The organism is Streptomyces sp. NPDC026575 (assembly GCF_055567415.1).
Window position 1 is genome coordinate 143,464 of record NZ_JBVHQM010000012.1, and the last position, 14,497, is coordinate 157,960.

Annotated in this window: 12 protein-coding genes and 1 riboswitch; of the genes, 8 read left to right on the top strand and 4 right to left on the bottom strand. The window is 69.6% G+C overall.

Annotation, left to right across the window (positions count from 1 at the left end; all coding sequences use genetic code 11):
* Positions 1-26 precede the first annotated feature (26 nt).
* The 4 genes from ACZ4NB_RS18850 to gcvT form a co-directional block, all read right to left on the bottom strand.
* On the bottom strand, positions 27-1,679 hold the full coding sequence (locus tag ACZ4NB_RS18850) for an APC family permease (RefSeq protein ID WP_467662845.1): 1,653 nt from the start codon (positions 1,677-1,679) through the stop codon (positions 27-29).
* A 241-nt stretch (positions 1,680-1,920) separates the two neighbouring features.
* Positions 1,921-3,180 carry a serine hydroxymethyltransferase gene (gene glyA, locus ACZ4NB_RS18855; RefSeq protein ID WP_407287973.1) on the bottom strand — a complete coding sequence of 420 codons (1,260 nt, stop codon included), beginning with the start codon at positions 3,178-3,180 and terminating at the stop codon, positions 1,921-1,923.
* A 28-nt stretch (positions 3,181-3,208) separates the two neighbouring features.
* Positions 3,209-3,586: a glycine cleavage system protein GcvH gene (gene gcvH, locus ACZ4NB_RS18860; protein WP_467662847.1), complete on the bottom strand. Its 378-nt coding sequence runs from the start codon at positions 3,584-3,586 to the stop codon at positions 3,209-3,211.
* 130 nt (positions 3,587-3,716) lie between these two features.
* Complete coding sequence (gene gcvT / locus ACZ4NB_RS18865; RefSeq protein WP_467662849.1) at positions 3,717-4,844, bottom strand: glycine cleavage system aminomethyltransferase GcvT; 1,128 nt, start codon at positions 4,842-4,844, stop codon at positions 3,717-3,719.
* A gap of 151 nt (positions 4,845-4,995) precedes the next feature.
* Positions 4,996-5,092, bottom strand: a riboswitch (glycine riboswitch).
* A gap of 222 nt (positions 5,093-5,314) precedes the next feature.
* On the opposite strand from gcvT, the gene ACZ4NB_RS18870 reads away from it, so the two are divergent.
* The 8 genes from ACZ4NB_RS18870 to ACZ4NB_RS18905 all read left to right on the top strand — a co-directional run bounded on the left by ACZ4NB_RS18870 (position 5,315) and on the right by ACZ4NB_RS18905 (position 14,427).
* Positions 5,315-6,043 (top strand): AAA family ATPase, encoded by a 729-nt coding sequence (locus ACZ4NB_RS18870; protein WP_467662985.1) that lies wholly within the window; start codon positions 5,315-5,317, stop codon positions 6,041-6,043.
* A gap of 110 nt (positions 6,044-6,153) precedes the next feature.
* Positions 6,154-6,951, top strand: a complete 798-nt coding sequence (locus tag ACZ4NB_RS18875; RefSeq protein ID WP_467662851.1) for an enhanced serine sensitivity protein SseB — start codon at positions 6,154-6,156, stop codon at positions 6,949-6,951.
* Positions 6,952-7,013: 62 nt separating this feature from the next.
* On the top strand, positions 7,014-7,814 hold the full coding sequence (locus tag ACZ4NB_RS18880) for an enhanced serine sensitivity protein SseB C-terminal domain-containing protein (RefSeq protein ID WP_467662853.1): 801 nt from the start codon (positions 7,014-7,016) through the stop codon (positions 7,812-7,814).
* Positions 7,815-8,269: 455 nt separating this feature from the next.
* A complete protein-coding gene (locus tag ACZ4NB_RS18885) occupies positions 8,270-9,268 on the top strand; it encodes an ABC transporter permease (RefSeq protein ID WP_467662855.1) in 999 nt (332 codons plus the stop codon).
* Between the two features lie 94 nt (positions 9,269-9,362).
* Positions 9,363-11,114 (top strand): ABC transporter substrate-binding protein, encoded by a 1,752-nt coding sequence (locus ACZ4NB_RS18890; protein ID WP_467662857.1) that lies wholly within the window; start codon positions 9,363-9,365, stop codon positions 11,112-11,114.
* Positions 11,115-11,192: 78 nt separating this feature from the next.
* Positions 11,193-12,203: an ABC transporter permease gene (locus tag ACZ4NB_RS18895; protein ID WP_384431879.1), complete on the top strand. Its 1,011-nt coding sequence runs from the start codon at positions 11,193-11,195 to the stop codon at positions 12,201-12,203.
* Entirely contained in the window at positions 12,200-13,327 is a 1,128-nt protein-coding gene (locus tag ACZ4NB_RS18900) for an ABC transporter ATP-binding protein (protein ID WP_467662859.1), read from the top strand. The genes ACZ4NB_RS18895 and ACZ4NB_RS18900 overlap by 4 nt, the downstream gene beginning before the upstream one ends.
* Positions 13,324-14,427, top strand: coding sequence for an ABC transporter ATP-binding protein (locus tag ACZ4NB_RS18905; protein ID WP_467662861.1), 1,104 nt, complete (start codon positions 13,324-13,326; stop codon positions 14,425-14,427). Before ACZ4NB_RS18900 ends, ACZ4NB_RS18905 begins: the two co-directional genes overlap by 4 nt.
* Positions 14,428-14,497: the final 70 nt, after the last annotated feature.

Genomic DNA, 14,497 nt, shown 5'->3' on the forward strand with positions numbered 1-14,497 from the left:
CGTAACCCGGACCCGGCGCGGTGCCGTCAGACGGAGACCATCGGGCGTTCGTCCTCGGGCGTAACAGTGGGTTTCGGGACGGATACGGAGCCGGCGGACGGGCCGGTCAGGCCCGCCGTCCGCGCCCCGACTCCGGCGCGTACGGCCCAGAAATAGAAGGCCGGGGCCGAGAGCGCGACCAGGGCGATGTCCAGGCCGCCGGGGATGATGCCATGGCCGCCGAAGTCCGGGCTGCCCAGCGCCGACAGCGCGGCCATCCAGACCAGGAAGACGATCATCCACCAGGCCGGGGCGAACTGCCGGGCGAGCCGCGTCTCCCCCTTGCGCCGCAGCACCAGCACCGCGATCGGCACGGACACCAGCGTCAGCACGGCGACCTTGCCGGTGTCCGGCCACTTCGACCAGTACAGGGCGCAGGCGGCGAAGGTGAAGGTGAGCGGGCACAGGAACCCGGCGGCGGGGAGCCGGAAGGGGCGCGGCAGGTCCGGCTGGGTCCGCCGCAGCACGCCCACCGCGATCGGGCCGATCAGATACGAGATGACCATGGCCGCCGAGACCACCCCGGCCAGCGCCTGCCAGCTGCGGCCGACGGTGAGCAGCAGCAGGACGGAGAAGCCGAGGTTGAGCCACATCGCGGGGCGCGCGGTGCCGTAGCGCGGGTGCACGGCCGCCAGCTTCCTGGGGAAGAAGCCGGTCTCGGCGAGATTGGTGACCATGTACGCGGCCGAGGCGACATTGGCGATGTTGGAGCCGGCCGGCGAGATGAAGGCGCCGAACTGCAGCAGTGTGACCACCCAGTGCAGCATCAGCAGCTTGGCGAGGTCGGCGAACGGCGAGCTGAGGTTCACGCCCTGCCAGCCGCCGGCCCGCTGGAGCTGCTCGGGCGGTACGGAGCCGAGGTAGGCGGTCTGCAGCGCCAGATAGATCACCAGGCCCAGCGCGAGCGCGCCGACCAGGGCGATCGGGATGGCCCGGCCCGGGTTCCTGGCGGCCCCGCCGAGGTTGACCACGGCCTGGAAGCCGTTGAAGGCGAAGATCACGCCGCAGGTGGTGACGGCGGTGAGCACGGCCGGCCAGCCGTACGGGGCGAACCCGCCCTGCGAGGTGAAGTTCGAGGTGTGGAAGCCGGAGCCGATCAGCGCCAGCACGGCGAGCACCGGGATGGCGAACTTGACCAGGGTGAGCACGGTGTTGGCGCGGGCCAGCAGCTGGACCGACCAGAAGCAGGTCAGCCAGAGGACGACGGTCAGCGCCAGCGCCGTGCAGATGCCGGAGAGGGTGAGCTGGTGGGTGGCCGGGTCGACCAGCCCCTTCGCCCACTCGAAGCTCCAGGACGTCATGTACTGGGTGGCGGCGATCGACTCGATCGGGATGAGCGAGGCGACCGCGATCCACACGGCCCAGCCGGTGAGGAAGCCGAGCACCGGCCCGTGGGAGAGATGGCCGTAGCGGGCCATGCCGCCGGGGATCGGGTAGGCCGAGCCGACCTCCGCGTAGGACATCGCGATCATGCCGATGAAGACGGCGCCGATCACCCATGCGACCAGCGCCGCGGGGCCCGCCACCTGGGCGGCGGCACCGGCGCCGAAGAGCCAGCCGGAGCCGAAGATCGAGCCTATGCCGATCATGATGAGGGCGAAGAGGCTGAGCCCCTTGCGCTCGCCCGCGCTCATGTCCATGGGATGTGTCGTCCGTCCTGCCGTCGAGAAGTGCCCCCTTCACGGTCGAGGGGCCCTGCCATTTGCCGGGGGCCACCTTATTTCTCGCCGATCACCGGATTTTCCTCGTGATTTCGCGAAAGGGGGGAGGAGAACCGGTACGCGGACGGTGGGCCCGGGACCAACGGCCCCGGGCCCACGGCCCGTTCGGCCTCCGCCCCGCCGGTGACCGGCGGGGCGGAGGATCACCGCATGAGACGCGTCACAGCGACGGGTACAGCGGGTACTTGTCGGCGAGCGCCGTGACCCGGGCCTTGAGGGCCTCGGCGTCGTAGGCGGGCTTGAGGGCCTCGGCGATGATGTCGGCGACCTCGCGGAAGTCCTCGGCCGTGAAGCCGCGGGTGGCCAGGGCCGGGGTGCCGATGCGCAGGCCGGAGGTGACCATCGGCGGACGGGGGTCGTTCGGGATCGCGTTGCGGTTGACGGTGATGCCGACCTCGTGGAGGCGGTCCTCGGCCTGCTGTCCGTCGAGCTCGGAGTCGCGCAGGTCGACCAGGACGAGGTGGACGTCGGTGCCGCCGGACAGGACGGAGACGCCGTGCTGGGCGACGTCGTCCTGGACGAGGCGCTCGGCGAGGATCTTGGCGCCTTCGAGGGTGCGCTGCTGGCGCTCCTTGAAGTCCTCGGAGGCGGCGACCTTGAAGGAGACCGCCTTGGCCGCGATGACGTGCTCCAGCGGGCCGCCCTGCTGGCCGGGGAAGACCGCGGAGTTGATCTTCTTGGCGAGTTCCTGGGTGGACAGGATGACGCCGCCGCGGGGGCCGCCGAGGGTCTTGTGGGTGGTGGTGGTCACGACGTGGGCGTGCGGGACCGGGTTGGGGTGCAGTCCGGCGGCGACCAGGCCGGCGAAGTGCGCCATGTCGACCATCAGGTAGGCGCCGACCTCGTCGGCGATCCGGCGGAAGGCGGCGAAGTCGAGCTGGCGGGGGTAGGCGGACCAGCCGGCGACGATCAGCTTGGGGCGGTGCTCCTTGGCGAGGCGCTCGACCTCTTCCATGTCGACGAGGTTGGTCTTCTCGTCGACGTGGTAGGGCACCACGTTGTAGAGCTTGCCGCTGAAGTTGATCTTCATGCCGTGGGTCAGGTGACCGCCGTGGGCGAGGTTGAGGCCCAGGATGGTGTCGCCCGGCTTGATGAGGGCGAACATGGCGGCGGCGTTGGCCTGTGCGCCGGAGTGCGGCTGCACGTTGGCGGCCTCGGCGCCGAAGAGCGCCTTGATGCGGTCGATGGCGATCTGCTCGACGACGTCGACGTGCTCGCAGCCGCCGTAGTAGCGGCGGCCGGGGTAGCCCTCGGCGTACTTGTTGGTGAGGACGGAGCCCTGGGCCTCCATGACGGCGACGGGGGCGAAGTTCTCCGAGGCGATCATTTCGAGGGTGGACTGCTGGCGGTGCAGCTCGGCGTCGACGGCGGCGGCGACGTCGGGGTCGAGCTCGTGCAGGGAGCTGTTGAGAAGCGACATGAGTCTTCCTGGGGAGAGGGGTCCGGGATCAGCCGGCGGCGAAGGCGGTGTACTCGTCGGCCGAGAGCAGGTCCTCGGGCTCACCGCTGACCTTCACCTTGAACAGCCAACCGCCCTCGAACGGGGCGGAGTTCACCAGCGAGGGGTCGCCGACGACATCCTCGTTGACCTCGGTGATCTCGCCGTCCACGGGCGAGTAGAGATCGCTGACGGACTTGGTCGACTCCAGCTCACCGCAGGACTCGCCCGCCGTGACCGTCGAGCCGACCGCGGGAAGCTCCACGAAGACCACATCGCCGAGCGCGTTGGCCGCGTGCTCGGTGATCCCGACCGTCGAGACGCCCTCCACGGCGTCCGTCAGCCACTCGTGCTCCTTGCTGTAACGCAGCTGCTGGGGGTTGTCCATGGCTCGATTCTCCTGTACGCGAGGGTGTGATCGTGAATGGGGGCACCTCCCGGGCGAAGGTCCGGGGGAGCGTCTTGCACAGTGAGACACGCGGGCGCGCCCCACTTCCGGGGCTGCCGCCGGCGAACCGTTACTTCTGCCGCTTGTAGAACGGCAGCGCGGTGACCTCGTACGGCTCATGGCTTCCACGGATGTCCACGCGGACACCCTCGGTGCCCGGGGTGGCGTAGGCCGCGTCGACATAGGCGATGGCGATCGGCTTGCCGAGGGTGGGGGAGGGGGCCCCGGAGGTGACCTCGCCGATGACCGTGCCGTCGGCCGCGACGACCGGGTATCCGGCGCGCGGCACCCGGCGGCCCTCGGCGATCAGCCCGACCAGCTTGCGCGGCGGGGCGGTCTCGGCGCGCTCGGCGGCCGCCGCGAGCGCGGCGCGGCCCACGAAGTCGCCGTTGTTGGTGGTCTTCTCGAACTTCACGACCCGGCCCAGGCCCGCGTCGAACGGCGTGGTGGCGGTGGTCAGCTCGTGCCCGTACAGCGGCATGCCCGCCTCCAGGCGCAGCGTGTCGCGGCAGGACAGACCGCAGGGCACCAGGCCCGCGTCCTTGCCGGCCGCGGTCAGCGCCTCCCACAGGGCCACCGCGTCCGCCGGCCGCACGAACAGCTCGAAGCCGTCCTCGCCGGTGTATCCCGTACGGGCGATCAGCGCGTCGACGCCGGCGACCGTGCCGGGCAGACCGGCGTAGTACTTCAGGCCGTCCAGATCGGCGTCGGTCAGCGACTTGAGGATCCCCGGGGACTGCGGTCCCTGCACCGCGAGCAGCGCGTAGGCGTCCCGGTCGTCGCGGATCGCGGCGTCGAAGCCGCCCGCTCGCGCGTTCAGCGCGTCCAGCACCACCTGGGCGTTGGAGGCGTTGGCGACGACCATGTACTCCTGGTCGGCGAGCCGGTAGACGATCAGGTCGTCCAGGATGCCGCCGCCGTCCTCGCAGATCATGGTGTAGCGGGCGCGGCCGGTCTTGACGCCGCCGATGTTGCCGACCAGCGCGTAGTCGAGGAGGTCGGCGGCCTGCGGGCCGGTGACGGTGATCTCGCCCATGTGGGAGAGGTCGAAGAGACCGGCGCGGGTGCGGACGGCGACGTGCTCGTCGCGCTCGCTGCCGTAGCGCAGCGGCATGTCCCAGCCGGCGAAGTCGGTCATGGTCGCGCCGAGCGCGCGGTGGGTGGCGTCCAGCGCGGTGCGGCGGGGGGCATCTGTCATGGTTCTGGGCTCCCAGGCATGGGTGACAAGACGTTCTCCCCATCTGTCATCGGAACCTGAGAGGTTCACCGGGATCCCGCGAACGGACCCGGTTTGCACCTTGGGTGGAGCCGCCCCGTGGACCGGGCAGTGGCTCGCTTTTCAGATCTGCCTCGCCCGCGCGGTATAGGGGGCCTGAGAGATTCAAGGGAGGACTTGCTCCTTCGGCGCCCCGCCATGGCGGCCGGGGACTCTCCCGCGCGGATTCAAGCGGCCGGTATGGAGTTGGCGGTGCACGGATGAGCTGAGCCGTGCACGTGGCGGCCACATCATTACACGGGATCGCCGGATCGAGGAGCCCTGGTCGCCGCCCCGTCCAGGACCGGGCCCGCCACGCCGACAGATCGGACAATCGCCTTGATGGCCATTACCTTTTCTTGACACTCTGCGGGTAAGGGACGGACTCGGACCGGAACTGGACGGGGAGGGCGATCACGGTGCAGAGGGAAGCGGCATTCGCGGCCACTTCAGGGGCCGTGCCCCCGGGTGCGCCGGTGGCGGCGTCCGCCGCCGCGCCCCCGGCCCGGCGCGCGGGGCGGGCCGTCGTCCGGCCGGGGAGCGGTGCGCGGGTGCGGGACCTGCGCGGCCGCAGACGGGCCCGCGGCACCGCCGAGCTGCGGTTCGCCGCCGGTGACCTGGTCGTGGTCTCCGGGCTGCCGGGCAGCGGCAAGAGCACCCTGATGCATCGGGTGGTGCCGCCGTCGGACGGCCGCGGCCTCGTGGTGCACCGCATCGACTCGCAGGACGTCCGCGAGCGCTGGGCGCGCGGCAGGCTGCGCCGGCTGCCGTACGGCCTGTACCGCCCGCTGGTGCGGGCCGCGCACTATCTGGCGCTGGGTCGGGCGCTGCGGTCGGGCGACAGCGTGGTGGTGCACGACTGCGGGACGCTGGCATGGGTGCGGCGCTGGGTCGCCCGGTCGGCGGCGCGCGGCGGGCGCGGGCTGCATCTGGTGCTGCTCGACGTGCCGCCGGAGGTGGCGCGGTCCGGCCAGGAGGCGCGCGGGCGCGGGGTGTCGGGGTACGCCTTCGCGCGGCACCGCAGGGCGGTGGGCCGGCTGGTCGGCGCGGCGGAGGCGGCCGGGCCGCCGAAGGGGTTCAGCTCGGTGGTGCTGCTGGACCGGCGGGCGGCGAGCGCACTGAAGACGGTCGGTTTCCACTGAGCGGACTGCCGCTTCCGGGTGTGCCGTACCCCGCCCCCGTATGAACTGTCTCCGGCCTTTCTCGTCTAGTGTCGTGGGCCGATGTGCGTGGTCGGAACGGGTGGGAACAGATGAGTCTTCCGGAGCAGGGGATACCGCAGCTGGCGTGGCCGGCGAACGAGCTCGAAGAGGTGCTCGCCGCGTCGGTCGGGCATCCCGGCGCCGGCGGCCGGATCGTCGAGGTCCTGGGCCGCAGCCGGGTGTGGGTGCCGCTGCCCAACGGCGGCGGCCCGGAGAGCGCGGGCTTGGGCGCCCGCGGCCTGGACCTGCCCACCGTCGAGATCGGCGGGCTGGCCCATGTCCCGGTCTACAGCTCCGAGCAGGAGTTCCTGCGGGTGGTCGGCTCGCATATGTCCTTCACCGTCGCGCCGGCCGTGGAGTTCGCCCGCGGGCTGCCGCCGCAGATCGGGATCGCGGTCAATCCGGACGGTGTGGTCGGTGTGCCGCTGCCGCCGCCCGCCGTGGCCCAGCTGTGCCGGCTGGGGCGCCATGAGGCCGAGGGGCTGCCGAGCGGCGGGCGGGTGCGGCTCTTCGAGCCGGACTGGCAGGAGGAGCCGGTGGACTTCCTGGCCGCCGCCGGACTGGAGTTCTCCGGTGCCGGAATTGTCCTGACTGCCCGGCGTGTCCTGGCTAGTGTCGAGGGCGACACGCCCACACTGTTCGTCGGTGTTCAGATCGCGGTGGACCCCGCCGCGCTGCACGACGGCACCGCCCGCGAGACGGTCCTGATGGCCCTGGGACGTGCGCTCGGCGCGGTCCCGGTGCCCTGGCCGGTGCAGCTGGTGATGCTCGATCTCGCCCACGGCGACCCGGTCGCCGACCGGATGCTGGAGCGCGTGCGGCCCTTCTACTCTCGCGACCACTCGTAAGCTGGTTGGATGACGCGCGGGCGCACCCACACGTGCCCTGCCGAGATGAAGGGACGGACCACGTGAGCGCGGGTGCGCATCAGGGGCCGCCGGCGGCCGGAGCGCTGGAGCAGCTGCTCCAGCAGGTCTCGCCCGGCCGTTACGACGCCTATGAGGCGCTGCTCCAGGCGCTCGCCGCGGGCCAGGTCTGGATGCTGCTGTGGCACGGCCGGGCCGGCTCCCCCGACGCGCAGTACGGGAACATGGAGGTCGACGGCCTCGGCTATGCGCCGTGCGTGACCTCGGCGCCCGAACTCGCCGCCTCCGGCTGGAATCGCGACCACGAGGTCGTCGGCGGGCTGGAGATCGCCGGCGCGCTCTTCCCGGACCGCTGGGGCCTGTGGCTGAACCCGCACGCCCCCGGTGGCGGTGTCGGCATCCCCTGGCTGGACCTGCGCCGCATCGCCGGCGGCCTCGACCGGCTGCCGGCCGGACCGCTGCGGATCTCCGAGCCGGTCATCGACATCCCGCAGTTCTACGCCCTGCTGGCCCAGAACGCCCATCGCACCCCCGCCGTGCGGTCGTTGCGCCGGGCCTGGGTGCAGCCCGCGCTCGGCGCCCCGTATCTGGCGGTCGGGCTGGATCTGTACGACACCGGCCAACAAGCGGTGGATTCGGCCCGGTTGATGATCCAGCAGTCGATCGGCGCGGTTCCGGACGGTTTGCCGGTCTCCACGGTCGCGATGAACGACGACTACGACCCGGTCGCGATGTGGATGCGGGCCAGCGCGCGCCCCTTTTTCGACCGCGACGGCTACGCCCAGCCGCAGGGCCAGCCGGCCCCCGCGCCCTCGTACGGCTACGGCTACCCGCGCCCTTACTGACCCGCCCGCCGGCTGTCCGGATCGCACCACCCCTCGGCGACACCCTCCGGTGACGGAGCGTGTCGCCGAGGCGTCTATTCCGGGGTGAATTCGCCCCGTATTCCCCACGGTTGGGGCCCTCTTTTGTGGATATTCACTCCGCTCAGCTCGACCGTGAGTCCGTATAACGGAATGCCGTGGAGCACATCACAGTTGCGCATCCTTTCCCGGTCAGGGCTGGTGACTGATCGCGAAGGGGATGAAGACTCCGGAAAACACCGAGGGCCTCGGCCCTTTGTGCGAGCGTCATCGAGCGTCATCGCGTACGGCGTCGCGTGAAATCTCCGAGTTCCACTGTCTGAACTTCCGCGATACCCGCAGTACTTGCACCGAATTGCACCAGTGATGTGAATCAGGCCGCTCTTGCGGCGGGCAGGGGCCGGCCGAACCGTCGGCCGAGAGGGGTCAAGGTCACCGTGACCGCACCGATCGAGACCACCGGGGCGGCTGCCGAGGCGCAGCCGGAAGCGGTGCTGAAAGGCGTGGAGGGCAAGCGCATCGAAGGGCGCTCGCTCGGCCAGATCGCATGGCTGCGCTTCAGGCGGGACAAGGTCGCGGTGGCGGGTGCCATCGTTGTCATCCTGCTCGTCGTCATCGCCGCGCTCTCCCGCCCCCTCCAGGCGCTGCTCGGCCTGGACCCCAACTCCCCCAACCAGTCGCTGATCGACCCCAACACCACGCTCCCCAAGGGGGAGTTCGGCGGGATGAGCGGGGACCACCCGCTCGGTGTGGACCCGAAGTTCGGCCGCGATCTGCTCGCCCGGATCCTGGAGGGCTCCTGGGTGTCGCTGATCGTGGCGTTCGGCGCGACGCTGCTGTCGGTCGCCATCGGCACCGTGCTGGGTGTGGTCGCCGGCTTCTACCGCGGGCGGGTGGACGCCTTCATCAGCCGGATGATGGACGTCTTCCTGGCCTTCCCGCTGCTGCTGTTCGCCATTGCGATCTCCGCCTCGCTGCAGGGCGGCGCCTTCGGCCTGGAGGGCCTGCCGCTGCATATCTCGGTGCTGATCTTCGTGATCGGCTTCTTCAACTGGCCGTATATGGGGCGGATCGTGCGCGCGCAGACACTGTCGCTGCGCGAGCGCGAATTCGTGGACGCCGCCCGCGGTATGGGTGCGCGCGGGCCTTTCATTCTCTTCCGGGAGCTGCTGCCCAACCTGGTGGGTCCGATCATCGTCTACTCGACGCTGCTGATCCCCTCCAACATCCTCTTCGAGGCGGCCCTGAGCTTCCTGGGCGTCGGCATCCAGCCGCCCCAGGCGTCCTGGGGCGGCATGCTCAACCAGGCCGTCAAGTACTACGAGGTCGACCCCCAGTACATGATCGTCCCCGGCCTCGCGATCTTCGTCACCGTGCTCGCGTTCAACCTGCTCGGTGACGGCCTGAGGGACGCGCTGGACCCGCGCAGCCGCTGACGGCTCCGCCGGGCGCCGGCGCCCACCAATCTCCACCGCCAGTGAAGTTTTTGAGTGTGAAGTTTCTCGACGAACGAAGGGGACACGGACCATCATGCGAAGGTCAGTTCCGGTCGCGGCGATAGCGGCCATCACCAGTGCGGGCCTTTTGCTGGCCGGCTGCAGCGGAGGCAAGGGCTCCTCGGACGGCTCCTCCGAGGCGAACGCGGCCACCAAGGGCGTGGTCAACGCCTCGGACGCGAAGGGCGGCACGGTCGACTACGCGATGAGCGACGCCCCGGAGTCGTTCGACCCGGGCAACACCTACTACGCCTTCATCTACAACTTCAGCCGGCTCTACGCGCGCCCGCTGACCACCTTCAAGCCGGGCCCCGGCACGAAGGGCAACGAGCTGGTCCCGGACCTCGCCGAGGAGATGGGCAAGCCCAGCGACGGCGGCAGGACCTGGACGTACAAGATCCGCAAGGGCGTGAAGTACGAGGACGGCTCCGCGGTCACCGCGCAGGACGTCAAGTACGCGGTCGAGCGCTCCAACTTCGCGCGCGACACCCTCTCGCTGGGCCCGAACTACTTCCAGCAGTTCCTCAAGGACAACGAGGGCGGCTACAAGGGGCCCTACAAGGACAAGAGCAAGGAAGGGCTCAAGTCCATCGAGACCCCGGACGACCACACGATCGTCTTCCACCTCAAGAAGCCGTTCGCCGAGTTCGACTACCTGGTCAGCGCCCCGCAGACGGCTCCGGTCCCGCAGGCCAAGGACAAGGGCGCGGACTACACCAAGTCCGTGCTGTCCACCGGCTCGTACAAGTTCCAGAGCTACGAGGAGGGCAAGCAGCTCACCCTCGTGCGCAACCCGCAGTGGTCGGCGGCGACCGACAAGCTGCGCAAGCAGCTGCCCGACAAGATCGTCCTGAAGCTGAAGGTCGCCCAGTCGACCATCGACAAGGACCTCCAGTCCGGCAACACCCTGGTCGACCTGGCCGGCCGCGGTGTGGACGGCCAGACGCAGGCCCAGCTCCTGACGGACCCCAAGGAGAAGGCCAACACCGACAACGCGCTCGGCCAGCGCCTGGTCTACACGGCGATCAACACCAAGGTGAAGCCGTTCGACAACCTGGAGTGCCGCAAGGCCGTCGAGTACGCGATCGACAAGAAGGCCGTGCAGACCTCGCTCGGCGGCCCGATCCGCGGTGAGCTGGCCTCCACGGTCCTGCCGACCGACATCGACGGCTACCAGAAGTACGACCTGTACCCGCAGAAGTACAACGGCGACAAGCTGGACCTGACCGAGGCCAAGAAGCACTGGGACAAGTGCGGCGCCGGCAAGACCAGCACCACGATCCTGGCCCGCAACGACCGCCAGGACGAGGTCGACGCGGCCACCTCGGTCATCGAGTCGCTGAAGAAGATCGGCGTCACGGCCAAGATCCAGTCGTACCCGACCAGCAAGTACTTCTCGGACTACGCCGGTGTGCCGGAGTTCAACAAGAAGAACAACGTCGGCCTGATCATGATGCAGTGGGGCTCGGACTTCCCGACCGGCTACGGCTACCTGCAGCAGATCCTCAACGGCAAGGCGATCAGCAAGTCCGGTAACACCAACCTGTCCCAGCTGGACGACCCGGAGATCAACAAGCTGCTCGACTCCGCCATCGCCAACACCGACAAGGCGGCCCGCGAGAAGGCGTACGCCGAGATCGACAAGAAGACGATGGAGCAGGCGGCGATGGTCCCGCTCACCTACTTCAAGGTCCTGATGTACCGCTCGCCCAAGGCCACCAACCTGGTGTCCACCTCGGCCTTCAGCGGTCAGTACGACTACCTCAACATCGGCGTCAAGAAGTAGCAGCCCTGGAAGGCAGGTGAAGGCATTGGTGTCCGCGGGCCGGTTGCGGCCGGCCCGCGGCGCCGACGCCGCATCCCCGTGTTCTCGTACATCATCCGCAGGTTGATCAGCGCAGTGATCCTGCTGCTGATCGTCAGCGCGGTCACTTTCGGCATCTTCTTCCTGCTGCCGAAACTGGCCGGGCAGAGCACCGACCAGCTTGCCCAGCAGTACATCGGAAAGGCCCCCACGCCCGCGGACATCGCCGCGGTCAAGAAGAACCTCGGCCTGGACAAGCCGGTGTACGAGCAGTACTGGGACTTCCTCAAGGGCATCTTCGTCGGCGTCGACTACAAGTTCGGTCCGGAAGCGGCCAAGTGCCATGTGCCGTGCTTCGGCTACTCCTTCAAGACCCATATCGAGGTGTGGCCGGAGATCCAGTCCCGGCTCCCGGTGACGCTCTCGCTGGCCGCCGGCGCGGCCGTGCTGTGGGTCGTCTCCGGTGTCGCCACCGGCGTGCTCTCCGCGCTGCGCCCCGGCTCGTTCTTCGACCGGATGGCGATGGGCGTCGCGCTGGCCGGCGTCTCCCTCCCGATGTTCTTCACCGGCGCGCTGGCGCTGGCCCTGTTCACCTACCAGTGGCCGATCTTCGAACGCAGCGACTACGTACCGCTGCTGGAGGACCCGTTCCTGTGGGCCCGGACCCTGGTCCTGCCCTGGGTCACCCTGGCCTTCCTCTACTCCGCGCTCTACGCCCGCCTCACCCGGGCCGGCATGCTGGAGACGCTGAGCGAGGACTACATCCGTACGGCCCGCGCCAAGGGCCTGCGCGAGCGCAAGGTGGTCGTCCGGCACGGTCTGCGGGCCGCGCTCACCCCGATCATCACGGTCTTCGGCATGGACCTGGGCCTGCTGCTCGGTGGTGCGCTCATCACCGAACAGGTCTTCTCGCTCAAGGGAGTCGGCGCCTTCGCGGTCGAGGCGATCAACGCCAACGACCTGCCGAACATCCTCGGCGTCACCCTGCTCGCCGCGTTCTTCATCGTCATATGCAACTTGGTGGTGGACGTTCTGTACGCCGCCGTCGACCCGCGGGTGAGGCTCTCGTGACCGACTCCTCCGAGGACAAGACCGTAGAGAAGCCCCAGAGCGCCGCGGCCGAGCCCGCCGCGGCCGCCACCGAGCCGGGAGCGCGGCCGGCGGCCTTCCTCCAGGTGCGGGACCTCAAGGTCCACTTCCCCACCGACGACGGCCTGGTGAAGTCCGTCGACGGGCTGACCTTCAGCCTGGAGAAGGGCAAGACGCTCGGCATCGTCGGCGAGTCCGGCTCCGGCAAGTCGGTGACCTCGCTCGCCGTGATGGGCCTGCACCGCGCCTCGCGCCAGCAGCGCAACAGGGTGCGGATGTCCGGCGAGATCTGGCTGGACGGCAAGGAGCTGGTCTCCGCCGACCCCGAGGAGGTGCGCCGGCTGCGCGGCCGCGAGATGGCGATGATCTTCCAGGATCCGCTGTCCGCGCTGCACCCCTTCTACTCGGTCGGCAAGCAGATCATGGAGGCATACCGGGTCCACAACGACGTCGACAAGAAGACCGCGCGCAAGCGGGCGATCGAGATGCTCGACCGGGTCGGCATCCCGCAGCCCGACAAGCGCGTGGACGACCATCCGCACCAGTTCTCCGGCGGTATGCGCCAGCGCGCCATGATCGCGATGGCGCTGGTCAACAACCCCGAGCTGCTGATCGCGGACGAGCCGACCACCGCCCTGGACGTCACCGTCCAGGCGCAGATCCTGGATTTGATCCGCGATCTGCAGAAGGAGTTCGGCTCGGCGGTCATCATCATCACCCACGACCTCGGAGTGGTCGCCGAGCTGGCCGACGATCTGCTGGTGATGTACGGCGGGCGGTGCGTCGAGCGCGGCCCGGCCGAGAAGGTCTTCTACGAGCCGCAGCACCCCTACACCTGGGGCCTGCTCGGCTCCATGCCGCGCATCGACCGCGACCAGACCGAGCGGCTGATCCCGGTCAAGGGTTCCCCGCCCAGCCTGATCAACGTGCCGTCCGGCTGTGCCTTCAACCCCCGCTGCCCGTACGCGGACGTGCCCAAGGACAACCTCACCCGTACGGTCCGCCCCGAACTGCGCGAGGCCGGCGGCGGGCACTTCTCCGCCTGCCACATGGCGCCGGAGGAGCGGGAGCGTATCTGGACCGAAGAGATTGCGCCGAAGCTGTGACCGAGACGACTGACGACCAGAACAACAAGATCCCGCTCCAGAAGGGGACCGAGGCCCCGGCCGGGACCGCGGAGGGCTCCGCCGCGGCCGAGCCGCTGCTCAGGGTCCGCGGGCTGGTGCGGCACTTCCCGATCACCAAGGGCCTGCTCAAGCGGCAGGTCGGGGCGGTGCAGGCGGTCGACGGCATCGACTTCGACGTACGTCCGGGCGAGACGCTCGGCGTGGTCGGCGAGTCCGGCTGCGGCAAGTCGACGATGGGCCGGCTGATCACCCGGCTCGACGAGCCGACCGGCGGCTCGATCGAGTTCCAGGGCACGGACATCACCCATCTGTCGCCGGGCAGGCTGCGCCCGATGCGCCGCGACGTACAGATGATCTTCCAGGACCCGTACGGCTCGCTGAACCCCCGCCACACCATCGGCGGGATCGTCTCCACCCCCTTCCGCCTCCAGGGCGTCGAGCCCGAGGGCGGGGTGAAGAAGGAGGTGCAGCGGCTGCTGGAGCTGGTGGGCCTGAGCCCGGAGCACTACAACCGCTATCCGCACGAGTTCTCCGGCGGTCAGCGCCAGCGCATCGGCATCGCCCGCGCGCTCGCGCTCAAGCCCAAGCTGGTCGTCGCCGACGAGCCGGTCTCCGCGCTGGACGTGTCGATCCAGGCGCAGGTCGTCAACCTCATGGACGACCTCCAGGAGGAGCTGGGCCTGACCTACGTCATCATCGCCCACGACCTCTCGGTCATCCGGCACGTCTCGGACCGGATCGCGGTGATGTACCTCGGCAAGATCGTGGAACTGGCCGACCGCAAGGGGCTCTACGAGACGCCGATGCACCCCTACACCAAGGCGCTGCTGTCCGCCGTGCCGGTGCCCGACCCCAAGCGGCGCACCCAGCGCGACCGGATCCTGCTCAAGGGCGACGTGCCCTCGCCGATCAACCCGCCCTCCGGCTGCCGGTTCCGTACCCGCTGCTGGAAGGCGACCGAGGTGTGCGCCACCACCGAGCCGCCGCTCGTCGCGCTGCGGACGGGGCACCAAGTCGCCTGCCACCACCCGGAGAACGCGCCGGCCGGGGCGGCCGGTAAGGCGTCAAGTGATCAGTGACACCTGAGAGCTTGGAAAAATCCCCGGCGAAACCGGCCGGGAGAGTGCAGAGTTGGCGCGATTGATCATT